Source organism: Myxococcus sp. RHSTA-1-4 (assembly GCF_020037125.1).
Lineage (GTDB): Bacteria > Myxococcota > Myxococcia > Myxococcales > Myxococcaceae > Myxococcus.
This window is the reverse complement of the sequence record NZ_JAIQDG010000016.1, coordinates 1-18,996: the sequence shown is the minus strand read 5'-3', so window position 1 is coordinate 18,996 and position 18,996 is coordinate 1. Positions and strand designations below refer to the sequence as shown.

Annotated in this window: 22 protein-coding genes; 10 read left to right on the top strand and 12 right to left on the bottom strand. The window is 69.8% G+C overall.

The annotated features are described in order from the left end of the window. Positions 1-18 precede the first annotated feature (18 nt). On the bottom strand, positions 19-582 hold the full coding sequence (locus K8638_RS21720; protein ID WP_223756490.1) for a cysteine dioxygenase family protein: 564 nt from the start codon (positions 580-582) through the stop codon (positions 19-21). 326 nt (positions 583-908) lie between these two features. On the opposite strand from K8638_RS21720, the gene K8638_RS44915 reads away from it, so the two are divergent. Continuing rightward, complete coding sequence (locus tag K8638_RS44915) at positions 909-1,997, top strand: hypothetical protein (protein WP_305071179.1); 1,089 nt, start codon at positions 909-911, stop codon at positions 1,995-1,997. A gap of 12 nt (positions 1,998-2,009) precedes the next feature. Here K8638_RS44915 and K8638_RS21705 read toward each other — a convergent pair whose 3' ends face one another. Further along, positions 2,010-2,615 (bottom strand): Uma2 family endonuclease, encoded by a 606-nt coding sequence (locus tag K8638_RS21705; protein ID WP_223756489.1) that lies wholly within the window; start codon positions 2,613-2,615, stop codon positions 2,010-2,012. A gap of 80 nt (positions 2,616-2,695) precedes the next feature. Further along, the gene (gene gcvA, locus K8638_RS21700; RefSeq protein WP_223756488.1) at positions 2,696-3,622 is read right to left on the bottom strand and encodes a transcriptional regulator GcvA; all 927 of its coding nucleotides are present in this window, start codon (positions 3,620-3,622) and stop codon (positions 2,696-2,698) included. Between the two features lie 184 nt (positions 3,623-3,806). Between gcvA and K8638_RS21695 the strand changes: the two genes are divergently transcribed. Next, a complete protein-coding gene (locus K8638_RS21695; protein ID WP_223756487.1) occupies positions 3,807-4,529 on the top strand; it encodes an FMN-dependent NADH-azoreductase in 723 nt (240 codons plus the stop codon). A 17-nt stretch (positions 4,530-4,546) separates the two neighbouring features. Here K8638_RS21695 and K8638_RS21690 read toward each other — a convergent pair whose 3' ends face one another. From K8638_RS21690 to rpmH, 7 genes are read right to left on the bottom strand one after another with little or no spacing between them, the layout of a single operon-like run. Beyond that, positions 4,547-5,971 carry a tRNA modification GTPase gene (locus tag K8638_RS21690; protein ID WP_223756486.1) on the bottom strand — a complete coding sequence of 475 codons (1,425 nt, stop codon included), beginning with the start codon at positions 5,969-5,971 and terminating at the stop codon, positions 4,547-4,549. 38 nt (positions 5,972-6,009) lie between these two features. Then, positions 6,010-6,237: a hypothetical protein gene (locus tag K8638_RS21685; RefSeq protein WP_223756485.1), complete on the bottom strand. Its 228-nt coding sequence runs from the start codon at positions 6,235-6,237 to the stop codon at positions 6,010-6,012. A gap of 46 nt (positions 6,238-6,283) precedes the next feature. Continuing rightward, positions 6,284-7,084, bottom strand: coding sequence for a hypothetical protein (locus K8638_RS21680; RefSeq protein WP_223756484.1), 801 nt, complete (start codon positions 7,082-7,084; stop codon positions 6,284-6,286). Next, positions 7,081-8,901, bottom strand: a complete 1,821-nt coding sequence (gene yidC / locus K8638_RS21675) for a membrane protein insertase YidC (protein WP_223756483.1) — start codon at positions 8,899-8,901, stop codon at positions 7,081-7,083. The genes K8638_RS21680 and yidC overlap by 4 nt, the downstream gene beginning before the upstream one ends. A 49-nt stretch (positions 8,902-8,950) precedes the next feature. Next, the gene (yidD, locus tag K8638_RS21670) at positions 8,951-9,169 is read right to left on the bottom strand and encodes a membrane protein insertion efficiency factor YidD (RefSeq protein WP_223756482.1); all 219 of its coding nucleotides are present in this window, start codon (positions 9,167-9,169) and stop codon (positions 8,951-8,953) included. Next, positions 9,166-9,588 (bottom strand): ribonuclease P protein component, encoded by a 423-nt coding sequence (gene rnpA, locus K8638_RS21665; protein ID WP_223756481.1) that lies wholly within the window; start codon positions 9,586-9,588, stop codon positions 9,166-9,168. Before rnpA ends, yidD begins: the two co-directional genes overlap by 4 nt. Before the next feature lie 12 nt (positions 9,589-9,600). Further along, positions 9,601-9,753 (bottom strand): 50S ribosomal protein L34, encoded by a 153-nt coding sequence (gene rpmH / locus K8638_RS21660; RefSeq protein WP_163993305.1) that lies wholly within the window; start codon positions 9,751-9,753, stop codon positions 9,601-9,603. 642 nt (positions 9,754-10,395) lie between these two features. Between rpmH and K8638_RS21655 the strand changes: the two genes are divergently transcribed. The 8 genes from K8638_RS21655 to K8638_RS21620 all read left to right on the top strand — a co-directional run bounded on the left by K8638_RS21655 (position 10,396) and on the right by K8638_RS21620 (position 16,188). Continuing rightward, positions 10,396-10,920 (top strand): hypothetical protein, encoded by a 525-nt coding sequence (locus K8638_RS21655; protein WP_223756480.1) that lies wholly within the window; start codon positions 10,396-10,398, stop codon positions 10,918-10,920. A gap of 93 nt (positions 10,921-11,013) precedes the next feature. Continuing rightward, complete coding sequence (locus tag K8638_RS21650) at positions 11,014-12,324, top strand: transposase (protein ID WP_223756671.1); 1,311 nt, start codon at positions 11,014-11,016, stop codon at positions 12,322-12,324. A gap of 73 nt (positions 12,325-12,397) precedes the next feature. Then, the gene (locus K8638_RS21645) at positions 12,398-13,108 is read left to right on the top strand and encodes a transposase (protein ID WP_223756479.1); all 711 of its coding nucleotides are present in this window, start codon (positions 12,398-12,400) and stop codon (positions 13,106-13,108) included. Positions 13,109-13,677: 569 nt separating this feature from the next. Further along, a complete protein-coding gene (locus K8638_RS21640) occupies positions 13,678-14,076 on the top strand; it encodes a helix-turn-helix domain-containing protein (protein ID WP_223756478.1) in 399 nt (132 codons plus the stop codon). Continuing rightward, complete coding sequence (locus K8638_RS21635; protein ID WP_223756477.1) at positions 14,076-14,744, top strand: ImmA/IrrE family metallo-endopeptidase; 669 nt, start codon at positions 14,076-14,078, stop codon at positions 14,742-14,744. The genes K8638_RS21640 and K8638_RS21635 overlap by 1 nt, the downstream gene beginning before the upstream one ends. 276 nt (positions 14,745-15,020) lie before the next feature. Continuing rightward, positions 15,021-15,302, top strand: a complete 282-nt coding sequence (locus K8638_RS21630; RefSeq protein ID WP_223756476.1) for a hypothetical protein — start codon at positions 15,021-15,023, stop codon at positions 15,300-15,302. A 155-nt stretch (positions 15,303-15,457) separates the two neighbouring features. After that, complete coding sequence (locus K8638_RS21625; protein ID WP_223756475.1) at positions 15,458-15,709, top strand: hypothetical protein; 252 nt, start codon at positions 15,458-15,460, stop codon at positions 15,707-15,709. A 71-nt stretch (positions 15,710-15,780) separates the two neighbouring features. Then, complete coding sequence (locus K8638_RS21620; RefSeq protein WP_223756474.1) at positions 15,781-16,188, top strand: HNH endonuclease signature motif containing protein; 408 nt, start codon at positions 15,781-15,783, stop codon at positions 16,186-16,188. Positions 16,189-16,237: 49 nt separating this feature from the next. Here K8638_RS21620 and K8638_RS21615 read toward each other — a convergent pair whose 3' ends face one another. Together K8638_RS21615 and K8638_RS21610 are read right to left on the bottom strand one after the other, a co-directional pair. Then, a complete protein-coding gene (locus K8638_RS21615; RefSeq protein WP_223756473.1) occupies positions 16,238-18,013 on the bottom strand; it encodes a serine/threonine-protein kinase in 1,776 nt (591 codons plus the stop codon). 29 nt (positions 18,014-18,042) lie between these two features. Continuing rightward, a complete protein-coding gene (locus K8638_RS21610) occupies positions 18,043-18,933 on the bottom strand; it encodes a DUF2381 family protein (protein WP_223756472.1) in 891 nt (296 codons plus the stop codon). Positions 18,934-18,996 lie beyond the last annotated feature (63 nt).

Genomic DNA, 18,996 nt, shown 5'->3' with positions numbered 1-18,996 from the left:
CCGCCCGGACGCCGGGACTCAGCCGCGCGTCACCGGCGGGAGCGCGTCCATGCGGGACAGGGGGCGGCCGAAGATGGAGTGGTAGCGGAGCTGCCGCGCGGTACAGCGCTGCCGCCTCACGTCGTACACGAGACAGCGCTCCACCGGCCCCGCGTAGACGTGCAGGGAGATGGCCGGCCCCTGCCGGACCATGACGCGGTGGATGGGCGCCTCGGGACAGCGGAAGTCCACGTGGCCCGCGCCCACCGGGCCCACCACCACCGGAGGCCCCAGCCGCGCCGGCCCGGGGCCCAGCCCTCCGGAGAGCAGCGCGTAGTTCTCCAGGACGAAGGTGCCGGACTGGATGCTGAACCAGCACTCCTGCCCGTCATGGTCATGCACGGGCGAGACGGCGCCCGAGTCCCAGCAGTTGATCAACACCTCCAGCCGCGCGTCCCGGTACACGAGGTTGCGCGTGTAGCCGCCGCGGCTGAAATGCAGATACGGCCGGAGGCTGCCCGGCTCCACCACCCGCCCCGCGAGCCGCTCCCCCACGCCCACCAGGCCCGGCTCCCGGCCGGCCTCCTCCCGAAGGAGTCCCACCCACGCATCGAGGCACATACCGCCCATGAGGGGGAAGCTAGGTAAGGCACCGACACGGTGCCTATCAGCGTGTTGAATGGGGGACGACCGGCCGCCCGGAGCGCACTTGAGGACGGGCGGTGTATCCACTAGAGGACGCCCTCCACCGGCGGTGTGGCCCATCTGGCGCCCGGCACCGGGCTTGCAGACTGGCGCCGAAGCGGAACCATCTGGCGTCCGCGAGGAAGCCATACGCCGGGTGAAAGCGTACACAGCACATGACTTTCCTGGACCAAGGCCACGCCCCTGAGGGCGGGGGGCCGCGGTGGGGGGCGAGGGAACCGACCATGAAGAAGCGACTGGGTGACATCCTCCTGGAGCAGGGCGCGATTGACGCGCTGCAGCTCCACTCCGCGCTGGCGTACCAGCGCAAGTGGGGTGTGCCGCTGGGACAGGTGGTGGTGGATCAGCGCTTCTGCACCGCGGAGCAGGTCCTGGAGGCGCTGGCGACGCAGGTGGGGATGCAGACGGTGGACCTGGATGCCCAGGCGCCGGACGCGAACCTGACGTACCTGATTCCGGAGAAGGTGGCGGAGGCGCACCGGGTGGTGCCGCTGCGGCTGGAGAGCAAGAGCCCGCGGGACTCGGTGCTGGTGGTGGCCATCGCCGCGCCGGCCAGCCTGGCGTCCCTGGACGCGGTGATGAGCGTGTCCGGCAAGTCGCGCGTGGTGGCGAAGCTGGCCACGGACGCGGCCATCCGCCGCGCCATCGGCCGCATGTACCGGGGCGAGACGGGTGAGGCGGCGCCGCGGCGTCCCGGCATGGAGAGCTTCTCCCTGCCCGAGGCGGACGAGAGCATGCCCATGCTGCTGGGCGGCAGCATGGCCGAGCTGACCAACATGGAGGCCCCCGCCGAGGACGGCGTCACGGCGGACGGACTGCCGCTGATGACCTCGCTGGAGGAGGCCACCCGGCCGGCGCCCGTGCAGTCGGCGGTGCCCGTGAAGCCCACGCCTCCGCCGGTGCCGAGGCCCACGCCCGCTCCGGTGAAGCTGCCGGCGCTGACGGCGGCGCGGCCCGAGCAGGTGGCGCAGGTGCTGGTGTACGGCTGGGGCGCGGAGGCCGCGGCGGGACTGGTGCGCGTGCTCCAGGCCCACGGCGGACTGACGGCGCGGGTGGCCAGCACGGAGGAGCTGCTGGCGGCGAGCGAGACGCAGGTGGTGGTGGCGCCGCTGCCCTCCATGGAGGCGCTGGGCCGCAAGGTGCTCGCACAGGTGGTGGTGGCCGGCAAGGTGCCGGAGCTGGACCTGCCCCGGGCCCAGGCGGTGGGCGCGCGGGGTTTCCTGGCCGCGCCGGTGGACCCGGACCTGCTGCTGCGGGCGGTGCGCCGGCTGGCGAAGCCCGCCGACGGCACGTTTCTCAAGCGCGCCGGCTGACCGGCGCGACCCTCAGGGTACCGCTGCCAGCAACGAGGGCTTCTCCGAGCCCTCCGGCAGCCAGAGCGACGCGAGCTCCAGCGACGAGGACGGGAAGGGCTCGGCGCGCACCACGCAGTCCGACTCGTAGCAACCGGTGAGGAGCCAGCCGCGCTTGACGCGCTGGTATGCCTCCAGCGTGCGCGCGACGGGGTCCACCAGCCAGACGTGGGAGACACCCGCGCGCGCGTAGAGGGGCAGCTTGCGCGTGCGGTCCAACGCGGCGGTGGAGGGCGCGAGCACCTCGCACACCCAGTCCGGCGACAGCGTGAGGAAGGGCACGTCCGGGTCGAGCGGAGCGGCCACGCGCTCGCGGCGCCAGCCGGCCAGGTCCGGCACGAGCATGTCGTCGCCGAGGTGCAGCTCGGGCGCGCGCAGGAAGCACCAGCGGCCGCTGCCACCCCGGCGCCGGTCGAGCTGCTCGCCGAGCTCCACGCCCAGCATGAAGGCCGCGCGCGTCTGCGCGGGAGTGGGGCGCGGCGAGGCCACCAGTTCATCGTCCAGAATCTCCCCCACCCAACCCGAGGGCAGGGCCGAGAGCATGGAGTACCGCGCCAGGGAGATGGTGCCTTCCGTCACAACGCCTCCGAAAATTACCGGGTGAGGGCGGGCATTCTAGGGAGCGGTCTGACATGCCCCTGGCGGGTGGCCGGAGGAGCTCAGGACGTGGCGGGGCGCCTCCGAGACGGGGGGACGCGGGACGTGTAGGCCTTCGCCTCGCGCAACAGCCAGCGGCGGACCGCGGTGATGCGCTCCGCGTCGCGCGCCGGCTCCCGGTGGACGACGTGGTACGCGAAGCCGTCCAGCTCCGGCCCGAAGGGTTGCACCAGGGCTCCGCTCGCCAGCTCCTCCGCGACGAGCACGAGGCTCGCGAGCGCGACACCCTGTCCGGCGATGGCGGCCTGGATGGCGTGGGACTCGTCGGAGAAGACCAGCGTCCCGCCCGGGGCCCGGTAGGGCCGGCCCGCCGCGGCGAACCAGCGGGGCCACGTGGGCGTGTCGTCCTCGACGCGGCGCCACTCGAAGCGGAGCAGGGGGTGTTTCCCCAGGTCGGCGGGAGCGCGCACGCCGAGCCGGGGACTGCACACGGGCGCGAAGCGGTCCTGGAGCAGCAGCTCGGAGCGCAGCCCCGGGTAGACGCCCCGGCCATAGCGGATGGCGAGGTCCACGCCGCCGTCCCGCAGGTCCACGGTGTCGTCCGAGGCATGGAGGCTCAGGTCGAGCCCCGGACACGCCGCGCGGAACGCGGCGACGCGCGGCACCAGCCACTTCGAGGTGAAGGCGACGGTGGCGGAGAGCGTGACGGTGGCGCGCTCGGGGGGCTTCCTCAGTGCGTCGACACCGCGGGCCAGGGCGTCGAAGCCCTCCCGTAGCGCGGGGTAGAGGGACTGTCCGGCGGGGGTCAGCACCACGCGGCGGACGCGGCGCTCGAAGAGGGGCGTGCCGAGCCATTCCTCGAGCTGGCGGATTTGATGGCTGATGGCCGTGGGCGTCACGGCCAGCTCGTCCGCGGCCCGCTTGAAGCTGAGGTGCCGCGCGGCGGCCTCGAAGGCGCGCAGGGACGTGAGCGGGGGCAGGTCTCTCATGGGTGGCGGATGGGTGAATGCGGCTCAGCCATCGGCTGAGGATTACGCGTTTGTCGCCGGGGTGGCCAGTCCCTATCTCTCCTGTTGCCAGCCGCGAGGGCTCACTCCTTCGCGGCATGGCGTGGGCCCTGGGTGCGGGATGAACAGGGCTCATCTTGAAGCCTGGAACCTGGAGGAATGCGAGATGGCCAAGGTCCTGCACATCGATTCGAGCGCCCGTGCTGGCGGCTCGGAGCAACACCGTCATGGCTCACACACGCGCCGCCTGTCGGCTCGCTTCGTCGCACGGTGGAGGGCGGCTCGCCCCGGAGATGAGGTCCTCTACCGGGACGTCGGGCAGCGTCCGCCCGCTCCCGTGACGGGCCGGTGGATTCATGCGGCGTGCACCCCGCCGGGCGCACGCGAGCCGTGGATGAAGGAGACGCTCGCGGAGAGCGATGCGCTCGTGGACGAGTTGCTCGCCGCGGACCTCATCGTGGCCGGCGTGCCCATGTACAACTTCAACGTGCCGGCGCAGTTCAAGGCGTACATCGACAACATCGTCCGCGTGGGCCGCACCTTCGGGTTCGACCGCTTGCGAGTGGGGGAGCCCTACTGGCCACTGCTGGCCGAATCGGGGAAGAAGCTCGTCATCCTGAGCTCGCGTGGCGACCATGGGTACGCCAGGGGCGAGCGCTTGGAGCACATGAACCACGTCGAGCCGAGCATCCGGACCGCGTTCGGCTACATCGGCATCACCGACGTGGAGTCGGTCGCCATCGAGTACGACGAGTTCGCCGACGAGCGGCTGAAGACCTCGATTGCCATGGCGGAGCGCCAGGTCGATGTCTTCGTGGACCGGCTGCTGCGGGAGTGGAGCACGCGCGAGCCCGGAGCGCCCGAGCCCTCGCTGGCCATGGCACGGTGAGCGCGGGCGCTACCGTGTCACTTGCCGATGCAGAAGCGCTGGAAGATGGCGTCGAGAAGGGCCTCGGAGACGGAGGTGCCGGACACCTCGCCGAGGGCCTCGAGCGCGAGGCCGACCTCGCCGGAGACGACCTCCAGCGTGGAGGCGCGCGAGGCGGCCTCGGCACGGGAGAGCGCCTCGGAGGCGCGACGCAGGGCATCGGCATGGCGCTCGGAGACGAGGGCCACCGCGGAGGGCGTGCCACCGCCCCACAGGTGTCCGAGCATCGAGGCACGCAGGGCCTCCACGCCCTCACCGGTGAGCCCACTCACGCGCGGGCGCGGTGAAGGCACGCCCTCCGCTGGAGCCCGAGCAGGTGATTCCGAGGAGCGCGCCGTGACATCCACGGCTCGAGCCGTGCCTCCGGGCACGACCGCCTCGCGCCCGCGCGCGCCCGCCACATCGCACTTCCCATCCACCACCAGCACGGGAGTGGCGCCGGCCTCGCGACTCCACGCCTCGGCCTCCGCCGTCCCGGCCTCCGGCGGCAGCACGAGCACCGCCAGGTCCACTCCCGCGAGCAATTCGCGCGTCCGCGCGATGCCGAGCGCCTCCACGCGCCCCGGCGTCTCTCGCAGGCCGGCGGTGTCGAACAGGGTGACGCCCAGCCCGTCCCACTCGACGCGGGCCTCCAGCGCATCACGCGTCGTCCCGGGCTCATCGTCCACGAGCGCGCGCGCCTCGCCCACCAGCCGGTTGAACAGCGTGGACTTGCCCGCGTTCACCGGGCCGTACAGCGCCACGCGCGCACCCCGGCGGACCAACCGTCCACGCCCTGCTTCCGAGAGCAGCGCCTCCGCCTGGGCCCGCATCGCGGCGACACGCTCGCCCGCCTCCGCGTCGGCGCCCTCGGCTTCATCCGGGAAGTTGAGCACGCCCTCCAGGTCCGCGTGGAGCTCGCGCAGCGGCTCCTCCAGCCCCCGCACCCGCGAGGCCAGCACCCCGGACAGGCCCGCCGCCGCCGCGCGCACCGCGGCCTCCGAGTCCGCGGCCACCAGGTCCGCCACCGCCTCCGCCCGGGTGAGGTCCATGCGCCCATTCAGGAAGGCGCGGCGTGTGAACTCCCCGGGCGCCGCGGGGCGCACGCGCTCATCCTCCAGCGCACGCGCCAGCAAGAGGCGCAGCAGCCGGGGACTACCATGCGCCTGCAGTTCCACCACGTCCTCTCCCGTGAAGGAGTACGGCGCGCGGAAGTAGAGGAACAGGCCCTCGTCCAGTGCACGGCCCCGCGCGTCCACGAACGTCGCGAGGTACGCGTGGCGCGGCGACGGCTCCGCGGGCACGCCGGGCGCCAGCAGGCGGCCCACGTCCAGCGCGGCGGGGCCGGACAACCGGAGGATGCCCACGGCCCCGGCGGTGGGCGCGGTGGCCAGGGCGGCGATGGTGGGGGATGCGGACGTCATGTCTGAGGCTCGACGGAGGAGCAGGAATGCTGCCCGCCTCAGCGGGTCCCCAGCGGAGGCGTGGAGCCGCGGGCGGCCTTCTCCACGGCCTCGCGGTTCTCCTCGATGTACCGCTCCACCGCGTCGTCCTCGAGCTCCAAATCCCGAAGCACGCCCGGGTAGACGAAACGGAAGGCGGGAGACTCCTCGTCTCCGCGCAGGCGGAAGCTCATCTTCAGCACCGCCGCGCCGTACAGCTTGTCCTTGAGAGCTTTCGCCTTGCCCATCCCTCTTCTCTCTTCCGGTGACCCGGCGCGTGCGGCGCGAGCGCGCTCACGCGTCGAAGTCGTCCTCGTCATCGTCCGGCAGCAGGCTCCGCTTGGGCAGCGGGGCCGGCTTCTCCGGAGTGAATACCACCCGGCGGTTGCGGCCTTCGCCTTCCGCCGTCACCTTCACCCCCGCCACGCCCTCCACCGCCTTGAGGACGCGAGCGCGGTCCTCCAACTTCATAGCGGCCAGCGCGTAGAACCGCCCAAGTCCGCCTGACTTCTCCGCGAGCCGGCGGGCCGCCTCTCGCAGGGCCGCATCCTCTTCCACCGTCACCGAGCGTTCGTCGGCATCCACCCGGGCCACGGGAGCAGGCTTCGCGGCGGGCGCCTGCGCGGCCCGGGGATTCGCCTTCGCGGGGGCCTGCGCGGCCGCCTGCGGAGCAGGGCGGGGAGCCGCAGCAGCCTGGGCCACCGCCCCGGCGGGCGCGGGAGCAGCCGCCTGGGCCTGCGCGGCCTGGGGCTCGCGACGCTGGCGGGGCTCCGGGTGGACACCCGCGCCGAGCACCACCCAGCGCCGCTCCACGCCGGGCCGGTGCATCATCTTGTTGAGCAGGAACTGGAGCGAGTCCACCACCTGGCTGCGCCGCCCGTTCTCCACGCCGGGAGGAGGGCCCGCCTCGAAGTGGAGCGCCACGGAGAGGCTGCCGTCGGCGGCATCCTGCATGTCCAGCCGGGCCGGGAAGCCCATCAGCCCGAGGATGTCGCCGAGGAGCTTCTCCACGCGCGCGCGGAATTCCGCGGACGCCGCGCCGCCGGCGGCAGGGGCCGCCGGCGTCTGCTGGGGTACCTGCTGCTGCTCGCTCACTTGCGTCTGCCTCCCGCCGCCGCCACCGCCGGCGTCCCACCGCCCGTCTGGGGCTTGTTCCGGTCCAGCCACTTCCGCAGCCCGTACTGCTGCGCGATGGAGAGGATGTTGTTGGTGAAGATGTAGAGCGACAGACCGGCCGGGTACTGCAGCAGCGTCGCCGTGAAGACGATGGGCAGGAACCAGGTCATGATTCTGGCCTGGGCCGCATCCATCATCTGCGGCTGCATCTTCTGGGTGATGACCATGGACACGCCCAGCGCCAGCGGCAGCAGGTACGTGGGGTCCTTGTAGGTCAGGTCGCGCCAGATGGGGCCGATGAAGGGCTCGCCGTAGATGTCGAAGCTGTTGCGCAGCGCCGTGAAGAGCGCAATCCACACGGGCATCTGGATGAGCAGCGGGAGGCACCCGCCCAGCGGGTTCACCTTGGCCTCCTGGTACAGCTTCATGATTTCGAGGTTCTGCTGCTCGCGGTTGTCCGCGTGCTTCTTGCGAATCTCCTCCATGCGCGGCTGGAGCTTCTTCACCTCTTCCATGCTGACCATGGAGCGGTAGGTGAGCGGCAGCAGCACCAGCTTCACCACCACGGTGAGCAGGATGATGGCCACGCCCCAGTTGCCGGTGAGGCCGTAGAAGAACTTCATGACGGCCAGCAGCACCTTGCAGATGACGGCCCAGATGCCGAAGTCCACCGAGTTCTCGAGCTTCGGGTGGAACGCGGCGTCGCCCAGGCCCGCGGCCTGACGCACGGCCGGGCCGGGCACCACGGCGAGCAGGTCCGGGTCCTTGGGGCCCAGGTAGCCGCCGAAGCGCAGCGTCACCGTCTCACCGGCGGCCACGCTGAGCGGGAAGGCCGCCGTAATCTGGCGCGCGGTCGGCGTGGCGGTGAAGGTGCAGGAGCCGGCGCGGGGGCCCTCCAGCGGGTAGAGCGCGGACACGAAGTACTGCTGGTCGATGCCGAAGTAGTGAATCTGGCCGCGCGAGTCCTCGGCCTCGGGCGCGTCGCCGCCCGGGCTCATGGTGTGCAGTTCGTCATCCACCCAGCACGCGGAGCGGCTCAGGTTGCCCACGCCGCCGAAGAAGGACGGCGCGTGCTCGAAGTTGGGGTCGATGGCGCGGCTGTAGTGCACCTGCAGCTCGCCGTTCTGCGGCTGGCCGGAGGTGTTGCGCACCTGGAGCGTGTACGTCAGCTCGAAGCCCTCGCGGGGCCACTGCAGCGTCTTCACCACCTCCCACGGCCCGCTGCGGCCGGTGAAGGTGACGCCGTCGGCGGACCCGGCGGCGCCCTCGGTGACGGCGTAGCGCAGGTTCGCGGGCAGGGGGCTGGCGCCCTCGATGGAGACGGCCAGCGGCAGCGGCTGGCCCGCCACCGGCTGCGCCACGTTCATCTGCGGCGCGGGCGGGATGTCCTCGCCGAACAGCTTCTTGTAGCCCTGCGCGAGGCTGAGCTCCTGCTGCTCGCGCATCTTCGAGCCCTGGAGCACGGCGGCGGCGAGGCCGGCGCCCTCGGACGAGAAGGCGTAGTGGACCTCCTGGCGCTGCAGCTCCACCTTGCGCTCGGGGAGCGCCTGGGCGGCCTCGGCGGTGACGGCAGGGGTGCCCGCGCCCGCGGTCCCCTCGGGGGAGACGGCGGGGGCGGTGCCAGCGTCGGCGGGGGCGGCGGCCACGACGCCCGCGTCGGCGCCCTCCGCTCCGGGAGGAGTCGGCTGGGGCGCGAAGAAGAAGGTGTAGACGGCGGTGGCCGCGAACGAGAGGGCCAGAGCGAAGAGCAGTCGCTTCTGCGAATCGTTCGACTGGGGCGAGAGCGGATCGTTCATAGACTCCCCCCTCCGCGAGGGAAGGGGCGGCAGTGGGTGGAAAACCCCGTCACGGCACCGGGTCGATGCCGCCGGGGTGGAAGGGCTGGCAGCGGAGCAGCCGCCAGAGGGTGAGCCAGGAGCCCTTGAGGCCGCCGTGCTTCTCCAGCGCCTCCATGGCGTAGGTGGAGCACGAGGGGTGGAAGCGGCACACCTTCGGGAGGAAGGGCCCGAGGAACTTCCGGTAGAAGCGGATGGGCAGGGAGATGACGAAGGCGAGCGGGCTCATCTGGGTGGCTCCTTCGGCTTCGTCTCCGCGACCGGCTGGAGCCGCTGCAGCTTACGGGTGACACCGTCGAAGGCACGCGAGAGCTCCGAGAAGGACGCTTCCTTCGCAGAGGAGCGCACCACCAGCACCACGTCCAGGCCGGGGGGCCATTGCGTGCGGCGCTTGCGGAACAGCTCGCGCAGCACACGCCTCAAGCGCGCCCGAACCACCGCGTTGCCCACCTTGCTCGACACGGTGAGTCCAACACGGGAGTACGTCCGGCCATTGCGCTTGAAAAGCGCCAGGAGGCAGTCCGAGGGCACCTTCTGCCCACCTTCCTGGACCTCCAGGAATTCGCGCCGTTGAAGCAGGCGCAGGGCCTTGGGGAAGCGCTGATCTGCCGGGCCCTGCTGGCCCGGCGTCGCACCCTCGGCCCTCACACGCAGGCTCGCTTACTTCTTCGCGGCCGACACGACGAGCCGCTTACGGCCCTTGGCGCGGCGGCGCTTGAGGACGTCACGGCCGCCCTTGGTGGCGTTCCGCTTGCGGAACCCGTGGGCGCGATTGCGGCGGACCTTCGACGGCTGGTACGTGCGCTTGGACACGGCTCTACTCCTTCGGTGATGACGGCGGCGCCTCCTTACCGCTCCGGCGCGACCTGAACTGGGGAAAGGGGCGGGTCCGTAACCCCATTTCCAGGGTAAGTCAACGCTGGATCACCTTTCCCCCTACCCGGAGGCCCTTCCGGAGCCGTGGGAGGCCCGGGGGATGTGGGTGGATGGAGGTGCTGGCGACCCGGCGGGTTCAGCGGGCCCCCGTACCCGGAGTGGCCGCCGCCGGAGCAACGCGCGATGCGGGAAGTTTAATCGCTCGCGTTGCAAGTGTCTGTTTGCTGGGCACTTTTTCCGTCCGGGGAGGTGTCCACCAGCGAGCGACTGATCACCACCCGGCATTGACGCTCCCGGACGCGTCCCCAGGTTCGCAGCCAGACCGCGCGCCATGTGCGCTGACGGTCCACGCCAGGCGTGGGCGGCACGCCGAGCAACCAAGGAGGCGACGAGAAGCGAAGCGAGGGTGAGGGGAGTCGGCCCGCCAAGGCCGGCAGGGAAAGAAGAATGGGGGTGCCGGCTGCGCCAACAGCCTGCACCCCCGAGACAACTGGAACGAGGCCGTGGGGCCGCGCTCATCCTGGGTGGACGAGCGCAGGGTAGGCACCACAAACCGGCCCGTCCAGTGCCGGAAGAGGTGTGCCTCGGGAGAAGTCCATTGCCGAGCGCTTCGAGGCGTACGTAGAGGCGGTGGGTGGGCGGCTGCACAAGCCCAACCGCCGCTTCCTGCGCGACGCCCTCTTCGGCCTGCTGGAGGGCCGGAGCACCCTCCTGTCCCAAATCGCCCGGGCGCTGGAGGAGCCCCGCCGCCTCATCCACACCGAGAAGCGCCTCTCCCGGGGCCTGGCCTCCCGGCGCTACAACGACGCGGCGGTGGAGGCTGACTACCTGAAGCTGGTGGCGCCGGCCCTCCATGACGGGCGCTTCCCCCAGCCCGTCATCGCCGTGGACGTGACGGACATCACCAAGCCGCGGGCGAAGAAGATGCCGTACCTGGCCACCGTGCGCGACGGCAGCACCGGCGAGCTGGGCCGCGGCTACGACGTCGTCTCGGTGGAGGCCGTCGGTGCGCGGGGCCGGCGCCTTCCATTGCTGGCCCGTCTCTTCTCCGGGGAGTCCCCTGAGTTCAAGTTTCGCAGATTTCAGAGGGGGGGGGCGAGGTGACGAGCCCTTGAGGAGGGAAGCGGGACCTTCGCGTGGCTGCTAGCGGCTGGTGTGGCGCATCAGCTCTCGCGGTCAAAACGGAGGCCCGCCCCCATGCCTTTGGTAAGCAGCTTCGTGGTGCTGGTCCAGCAGATGGGGGCGAGCATGACAGCCCCCACGCTCGCCTCGTTGGTCACGGTGGTGACGGGCTGGCTGTACGCCGGCCGGCGCACCATCACCGGAATCATCGTCGCGGCGGGTGCTGTCGGGCTGAAGCATCACTCGGCCTACCACCGGGTGTTTGCGTCGGCGGCGTGGAGCCTGGACGGCGTGGGCCTGGCACTCTTCGGGCTCCTGCGGCCGCTGCTGGCCCCCGGCGGGGTGGCCCTCTCGCTGGATGACACGTTGGCCAGGAAGCGAGGCCGCAAGGTGTACGGCGCGGGCATGCACCATGACCCGCTCATCAGCAGCCGGCGCATGAAGGTGACCAATTGGGGCCACGCTTGGGTGGTGCTGGCCGTCCGCCTCCGCGTGCCCCTGTGCCCGAACCGAGTCTTCAGCCTGCCCGTCCTCTTCCGCCTCTACCTCAACCGGAAGGCCGCCGCGCGCTGGCGCGTCGCCTACCGCACGCGAACCGAGTTGGCCGCCCAACTGCTGGCGACCCTCTGCCAGGCTCACCCCGGAGTGCACTTCCACGTGCACGCCGACTCCACCTATGGCTGCCAGCAAGTCCTCAAGGCCCTGCCCGCCAACTGCGACATGACGGCGCGCCTGCACCTGAAAGCCACCCTGTGTGAACCCCTGCCGCCGCGAGCGATGGGCAAAAACGGCAGGCCGCGCATCCACGGTCCGCGCCGGCCCTCGCCCGAGCAGATGCTCCAGCAGCGAGGACGGCGCTTGACGCTCCACCTTTACGGCCGCAGAGACCGGGTGCGCCTCATCGAGGCGACGGCCTGCTGGTACAACGTGCCCGGACGCCTGTTGAAAATCGTCGTCGTCGAGCCACTGACCGGAGGCCGCCGGCCTCAGGCCTTCTTCTGCACGGTCGCGACCACCTCGGCAGAGCAGGTGCTCACCGGATACTCCGGCCGCTGGTCCATCGAAGAGGCCTTCTTGGGAGCCAAGCAGCACCTGGGCTTCGAAGAGCCCCAGGGCTGGAGTCGCAAGGCCGTCCTGCGCACCGCCCCCATGGCCATGCTTCTCTACAGCCTGGTGGTGGTGTGGTTTGCCCGCGAAGGCCACGCCCTCTTTCTGCCCGCCTGGCGCCCCTGGAACCGCCACAAGGTGAGCCCTTCCTTCGCGGACATGCTCGCCACTCTGAAGCAGGCCAGCCTCCAGGAGGGGTTTTCGCAAGCCGCACTCCCTTCTCAGGCTCGCGAAAACCTCCTCTCCGCCCTCTTCATCACAGCGCAGGCAGCGGCCTGATGGCCGCAGAACCTGCGAAACTTGAGCTGAGTACACGAGCCACAACACCTTCAGCCTGGCGGCCATCGCCTCCATGGCGCCGCACGTCCCCAAGGACGCCTTCTGGGTTTTCGACTCGGGCTTCGACTCCCACAACTTCTTCGACCGCTTCGAAGAGATGGGCCTGCGATTCGTCGTCCGCCTCCGTCTCGGCGGCAAGCGGACGCTCTTCACGCCCTTGGGCAACATGAACCCGGCTTCGCTGATGCAGAACTGCCCGCGCCCCCACCGCCACCGCACGCGAGTACAGGGCCGCTCGTCCTCCATCCTCGTGAACGTGGGCTGGGTGTCCGACGTCCACCTGCAGCACTACAAGGCCAGCGGCAACGCCACCTCTCGGCCGGGGACGACGCGCTACTCCGTGGTGTTCGCCAGCAGCGACAAGCTGGGCCAGGAGCCCATGGCCCTGCTCACCAGCGAGGACATCCGCACCGCGGAGGACGCCGCCCGCATCGTGGACGTCTACCTCGAGCGGTGGGGCGTGGAGGAGGCGCACCGCTTCACGAAGCAGGGCTTCGACTTGGAGGACGTCCGGGCGCTGACGTGGACGGGGCTGAAGCGAATGGTGCAGCTCGTCTACCTGGCCTACGGATTCCTCGCGCAGTTGGTGCACGGGCCCCGCGAGCAGACGGAGCGCATCGCCGCCACCTTCAAGGCATTCGGCCCGGTTCCCACGTACCTCTACTACCGGTTACTGGAGGGCATCGGCCGACTTCTCCGGCGCACGATGGACGGGGGCCCCTGAGGGCTACCAGCGCCGCCGGTTTCCCGAGAAGTCGCGTGGGGCGTCCGGGTCCAGCATAGGCAACTCCCGAGGCTCATCCAGCGGCGCGTCCGGAAGGGGGGCGTTTTTCATCTGGTCGCTCCCCCACGCGACGCATTTGATGCACGGGCCGCTGTAGCCAACGCGCTGCCAGCCCCGCATGGGCTTGCCGCAGTGGGGGGGCACGGCACCGACAGCAACTTGTCCAAGGACGACATGGTGACCTCCAGGCGCGAAGAGCGCCTGAAGAAGGAGGGTACAGGGCTGGAGGGGTGGCGGAAAAAAGGGACAGGTTCCAGGTGGAAGAGGCTAGTGATTACGGCACTTTGAGTTTTATTCCCGCAGCCGGCTTGCGCACCGCGAACGGGTGGTTAGGGTGGGTACGGCTGGCTGCCACCTGGGGGCATCGCACCTAGGGCCAGGGCGTCGCAGTTGATTTTGATATACGCCCGTGGTACTCAATCAACCGGGATAAATTCCCACCGAGGCGTTTTTGTCGTTGACACATCAGCTAGCCAGCTGATAGGATGAATAACCGAAAGGAGCCGACCATGGGTGCAGGGTTCGGCGATTTGCTCAAGGAGTGGAGAGGGCGAGCGGGCAAGTCCATGGGGGACATCGCCCGCTACCTGAGCGTGTCCATCACCTACGTTTCCGACGTGGAGCGTGGGGTGCGCCCTCCGTACGTGACCGAGAAGATCATGAAGGTGGCCCACTTCCTCAACATCCCGTCGCACGGCATTGAGCAGCTGCTGCACGCTGCCGCCCAGTGGCGGGGGTCCTACGAACTCAACGTGGGCGTCACCCAGCAGCACAACGATGTGGCCGCAGCACTCATGCGGGGCTGGTCCTCCCTCTCGGAAAACCAGCTGCAGCAGATCCAGGCCATCGTCAGCCGTCGTCGAACGGGAGAGTACATGGCCGTGAACAGCGTGGAGGAAGCGGACTGATGGATTTCGGGGCGAAGGCGCTGAGCGGCAAGGCGCCAGGCGGTATCTGTGCCGACCGTGGTCAGAGCTACCAGTCGATCGAGAGCTCGGCCGCGAGCATTCGGCGCCTCATCGCCCCGGATGTGCCCGTGCATGAGGCCCTGCCCGGGCTGAAGCTCTTCGAGTGGCTGGACCGCTACATCGTGAACACGGCGAGCGGTCCGGTCCAGCTTGAGCCGGCGGTGGAGTCGCTGCCGCCCGGCGTCGAAGGCTGGACGCGGTACGACAGGCCGCGCAACCGCATCGTCGTCGCCCTCTCTCCGGACACCTACGAGGAACTGGAGCGCGACAATCGCCGCGCCCGGTTCTCATTCGGGCACGAAGTGGGGCATGGCGTGCTGCACCCGAACGAACTGATGCGCACGGGCACCCTCACCCACCAGATGGCGGCCCTGCGCCGCGGCGAGGCCCTACCGCACAAGAAGTTCATGGACACGGAGTGGCAGGCGAACGCTTTCGCTGCGGCCCTCCTCGTCCCGGCGGCGGGTTTGGACAGCCTCGAGAAGCTGATCTACCCCATGCCGCTGGACGCCTTCTTCATCTCCAACCACTTCAAGGTGTCCGGCGAGACGGCCGCTTACCGCCTTGAGAGCTTCCAAACTCGGAGGACGCAGCTGCTCAACCCATGAGCGGCAATCTTCCCTTGAACCAGGAGGTGCAACACGACGAACCACAAACCGCAGTCCAGCAGCACAGCAGTCAGTAGAACGAAGTCGCAGCATGAAAAATTTCGAGGCCAATCCGGTGTGCGTGCACCGAAAAGGCCCCGAAGTGAAGTACGGCGAACCCGGTCTTCCGTGGCGGAAGAGACGAGCACTAGGCCCCTTACGGATATTACTCCGGAAGGCGTTCGTCAATGCCATGGCGGGTTGGGTGTCGCCTCCTACTCGAAGGAGGTGGCCCACATGGCCACAAACAACGACAAGAAGAAGCAGCCGGGCGACCCGGCTAAGAAGAAGTCCGCCCGCCGTCGCGACAGCCGCTCCGAGCAGCTGTCCTTCCCCGAAATCGGCAAGCTGGAAGCTCCGCGTGAACTCAGCGAGCACCGGGCCCAGCAGACGCCTAAGAAGTACCCTCCCGGCCCGCCGGGCAAGGTGCTCATCTTCCGCTGGTCGAAGGTCGACGAGCGGACGGGGAAGGTCATCCGCGCGCGCCGCCGGCCGTTCCCGATGTGGGTGGATCCCTAGCGACATCGAGTAGCGCGCCAGCGCATTGATGTCCGCCCGCCCTCCGTGCGCTGACACGGAGGGCGGGCCCTGCCGTACCGCCTCCGCCGCAATTCGCGGCTGGAAGCATCCCGACAACAACTTCAGCTTTGCTGCATTTGCAGCGGAGAAACATCATGGCAAAGGCCATCTGCACCACGTGCAATCACACGCAGACCACGGACCATCTCGGCGCTCGACTGGGCGGTAAGCTCGGCCTCGCCGCAGCGGGCATCATGCTCGGCGCGACGGTGGCGAAAAAGAATCCACTCCTTCCGATTCTGTTCGGCGTCGGCGGAGCGCTGCTGGGGCACGCGGTGGACACCAACGTGCTGCCCACCTGCCCGAGCTGCCGCGTGGCGCTCCAGCTCGTCGACAAGTTCGTATAGGCCAACCCCTAGTCCATCAACTTGGCGTTCGTCTGCCCGCAGGGGACGCCCCATGCCCATTGAGTTCCACGATGTCTTACAAGACGTACACCGACGAAGAACTGCGCCGTGTCTTCGACAGCACCAATGGCCGGTGCCACATCACCCACAAGAACCTGAGCTTCCGGAACTACGGCAAGCTCGACGTGCCTGGAGGCTGGGAGGTGGACCACTCGCGTCCATTGGCGCGGGGTGGCACCAACCACTTCAACAACCTCCGCCCCATCTGCGTCAGGGTGAACCGCCAGAAGCAGGACCGCTCCGCGCGCGCGATGCGGGCTGAGTACGGAAAGTCGGGCCCGCCGCGTTCGCGTGCCCAGGAAGAGAAGAGCGAGGATGGCTGGAACACCTTCTTCGCAGTCCTGGGCGGGGTGGCGCTGACCGCCGTGGCCGCGCCGCTGGGGATCGCCGTCATCGCCAGCCTGACGAGGCGTGGATAATAGGCTCCACAAGCGCTGGGGGCCGCAAGTGGCCCTCAGCGCCCCGCTTCTACGGCCACCGCTCCACGGCACTCACCGGGAGTTCCCGTGGTAGCACGGAGGCATCCGCGTTGGAGCCTGGCTGCGTCCGCACGCGGCCGTCGGGGTTGCCGAGCACGATGCATACCGGGAAGGTGCGTCCATCCGGCAGCTTCGCCTCGGAGTACCGGGCCATCGCGGCCGGACGGCCGTATTCGTCGACGAGCCCCGTCCAGAGCTGACCGTACAGCAGGGTTCCGTCGGGTAATGCCGGGTCCGCCCAGGAGTAGCCGGCAATGCGGCCCACCACCTTCCCGTTGCCGTACGTGCCGAGCTGGCTCTGGTCCCCGGGCTGGTTGATGTCGACGACGGCCTTGAGGCCCTTCGTGGTGTCTACGCCCAGGACGCGGAACATGGCCTCCCGGGCCTCTTCTGGGCACTCCGCAGGCTCGGGCCGCACCTGGGCCGCGGAGCAGGCCACGCCGGCAACAGCACAGAGCGCAGCAGCCAGGAACGTGGCAGGCCCCGAGCGCGGGGCATCAGCAAGAGGGGCTTTGGGCGTAGCGGTGGGCACGTGCGGGCTTCCTTTCTCCGGTGTAGGCGCAAGTGTGCTCAGCCCCAGCCACAGGGCCAGAAAAAGCACGAGGAGGGCACGCAACGCCCACAGCCATCGGAGCCTCCGTCGGCGAACAGGGACATGGCCACTATCTGCCCTTTCAGGAACTGGCGCGCGCGGATCCACCCCCGCCGGCTCCGGGGCAGCCTCCGACGCGACGGCCGCTGGCGCTTCCTCACCGGAAGCGCGCGGGGGTGGATCTGCGTCGTCACGGTGTCCGCCCCCTCCAGCCGGCGCGGACTGGTCCTCAGGGGGCGGCAAGGCCAAGGACACCTGCCAATCCGGCTGCTTCCGCTCCTTGGCCGCCTCCCAGAGTGCCTGCAGCAACGCGCTGACGTCCGGGTAGCGCTCCTCGGGCCGCTTCGCCAGAAGCCGCATGGCGATGTCGCTCAACGCGCGGGGCACCTTCGGATTGAGGACGTGCGGCGCGGCCGGAACCCGCGTCACGATGGCCGCCATCAGCAGGTCGTACGGCAGCTTCGGGTGGAAGGCGTAGCCGTCCGTGAGCGCCTCGTAGAGCAGCATGCCCAACGCGTAGAGATCTCCGGGCACACCCGGGTCGAAGCGAGCTCCCTGCCGCCACGTCTCCTGGCCCAGGAAGGTGACGCACTCGGGCGGCAGCAGGTACGGCGAGGTTGGCGGCACCCCCACCGTCACTGTCGCCGTACCTGGCAGTCGCGCCACGCCGTAGTCGAGCACAAGCGGCCTCTCGTCCGCCTTCCGGATGAGGATGTTGTCGGCCTTCAGATCCCGGTGGCACACGCCGCGCTGGTGCAGCGCCCCCACCTGGCGGACCACTTCTGTGTAGACGGTGAGGAGGCGGGCCGCGGAGGGCTGCGTGCGCCAGCACCATTCGTGGAACGTCTCTCCCTCGACATAGTCCGTGACGAAGTAGAGAAAGCCGCTGAGGATGGGCCAGTGGTCGACGGCGTGGATTTTCAGCCCCGTGTCGTAGGCCATGTGGATGGCCACCTCGCGCGCCATGCGTCCCTCCACGTCCTCCTCTTCCGGGGTGTGTGGGCTCGCGGGCCGCAAGGCCACCTTCAGGGTGTAGGTCCGTCCAGGTTGCTCATCCCGCTCCACCTGGAAGGCGCGCCCGAATCCGCCGGCGCCCAAGGACGCCAGCACACGCCATGGACCGATGCGGCTGCCTGGGACGAGTTGGTCGGGGTGAATGGGAGTTGTCGCCATGGCCAGAGTCCTCGCGCCGCGACCGGCGCTCAGAAAACCACTCCGCTCAAGGGCAGCGGACGGCTGCCCTCCTTGTCCTTCAGCTCCAGCCGCAGTTCCTCACCCAGCGTCCACCAGGGGGCCTCGGTGCGCACCAGCAGCAGGCCCTCCTCACCGGGAGCGAGCTGCGGCCTGTCCATGCGCACCGAGAGCACCTTCACGGGAGCGCCGCGCGCAGACGTCAGCCGCGCCTCACCCAGTGCCCACCGGCGTGCGGCTGGCAGGCAACGCAGCCGCACCACCACCAGCGCCCACTTGCCCGTGCGGTAGCCCACGCCGTCCTCCACCTTGAGGCCGCTGGCGTTGTCCGCTGGCACCCGCGCATCGAAGCGTCGAGCACTGATGTCCTTGGTGAGCCACCCGGAGAGCACCATGCCCTCGGGGCCGCCCTCGCCACTTCGGTCCTGGAGTGCCTCGTACTTCGCCTTCAGCTCCCGCAGTTCCACCTCGAGGGCCTCCGTGCGGCGCGTGCGGCGCACCACCTCCACCGACGCGTCCACCTCCTCATCCGCGGCGACGAGCGCGAACGTGGCCTCCAGCGGAGCGGCGCCATCCGCGAAACGTACGGCGAGAAGCAGCCGCTCGCCCGGCGCCAGGTCCACCTTGGGTTTGAAAGAGACGAGCCGCTCGTCCTCGTCCACTCGCTCGAAGTGCGTTTCCCGCCCTGCGATCTGGACACCCTTGGGCACCAACGCCGCATCGAAGGTGAGGGTGGTGAGCTTCCCACGCGCCACACGCACGGTTGCGTCCTCTTCCGCGGCAGGCAGGGTGACGGTGCGCTGCCGGAGCTTGCGCTCGCCTCCAGGTTGCGACTGGGCGGCTGCAGCGCTCGCCAGGAGCACCGCGAGTAGAGGAAACCGGTACAAGGTGTTGACGCGCACGTCTGCTGATGGGCGAATAAACCGGCTGGTTGATGGGCATCCGTCAGGAGCAAGCGAGCCGTC

What these genes read in the sequence shown, in the direction of transcription:
- K8638_RS44915 (WP_305071179.1), top strand. Translation starts at nt 909, where the DNA reads ATGAAGAAGCGACTGGGTGACATCCTCCTGGAGCAGGGCGCGATTGAC.
- gcvA (WP_223756488.1), bottom strand. Translation starts at nt 3,622, where the DNA reads ATGAGAGACCTGCCCCCGCTCACGTCCCTGCGCGCCTTCGAGGCCGCC.
- K8638_RS21695 (WP_223756487.1), top strand. Translation starts at nt 3,807, where the DNA reads ATGGCCAAGGTCCTGCACATCGATTCGAGCGCCCGTGCTGGCGGCTCG.
- K8638_RS21690 (WP_223756486.1), bottom strand. Translation starts at nt 5,971, where the DNA reads ATGACGTCCGCATCCCCCACCATCGCCGCCCTGGCCACCGCGCCCACC.
- K8638_RS21685 (WP_223756485.1), bottom strand. Translation starts at nt 6,237, where the DNA reads ATGGGCAAGGCGAAAGCTCTCAAGGACAAGCTGTACGGCGCGGCGGTG.
- yidC (WP_223756483.1), bottom strand. Translation starts at nt 8,901, where the DNA reads ATGAACGATCCGCTCTCGCCCCAGTCGAACGATTCGCAGAAGCGACTG.
- yidD (WP_223756482.1), bottom strand. Translation starts at nt 9,169, where the DNA reads ATGAGCCCGCTCGCCTTCGTCATCTCCCTGCCCATCCGCTTCTACCGG.
- K8638_RS21650 (WP_223756671.1), top strand. Translation starts at nt 11,014, where the DNA reads ATGCCTTTGGTAAGCAGCTTCGTGGTGCTGGTCCAGCAGATGGGGGCG.
- K8638_RS21645 (WP_223756479.1), top strand. Translation starts at nt 12,398, where the DNA reads ATGGCGCCGCACGTCCCCAAGGACGCCTTCTGGGTTTTCGACTCGGGC.
- K8638_RS21640 (WP_223756478.1), top strand. Translation starts at nt 13,678, where the DNA reads ATGGGTGCAGGGTTCGGCGATTTGCTCAAGGAGTGGAGAGGGCGAGCG.
- K8638_RS21635 (WP_223756477.1), top strand. Translation starts at nt 14,076, where the DNA reads ATGGATTTCGGGGCGAAGGCGCTGAGCGGCAAGGCGCCAGGCGGTATC.
- K8638_RS21630 (WP_223756476.1), top strand. Translation starts at nt 15,021, where the DNA reads ATGGCCACAAACAACGACAAGAAGAAGCAGCCGGGCGACCCGGCTAAG.
- K8638_RS21625 (WP_223756475.1), top strand. Translation starts at nt 15,458, where the DNA reads ATGGCAAAGGCCATCTGCACCACGTGCAATCACACGCAGACCACGGAC.
- K8638_RS21620 (WP_223756474.1), top strand. Translation starts at nt 15,781, where the DNA reads ATGTCTTACAAGACGTACACCGACGAAGAACTGCGCCGTGTCTTCGAC.
- K8638_RS21615 (WP_223756473.1), bottom strand. Translation starts at nt 18,013, where the DNA reads ATGGCGACAACTCCCATTCACCCCGACCAACTCGTCCCAGGCAGCCGC.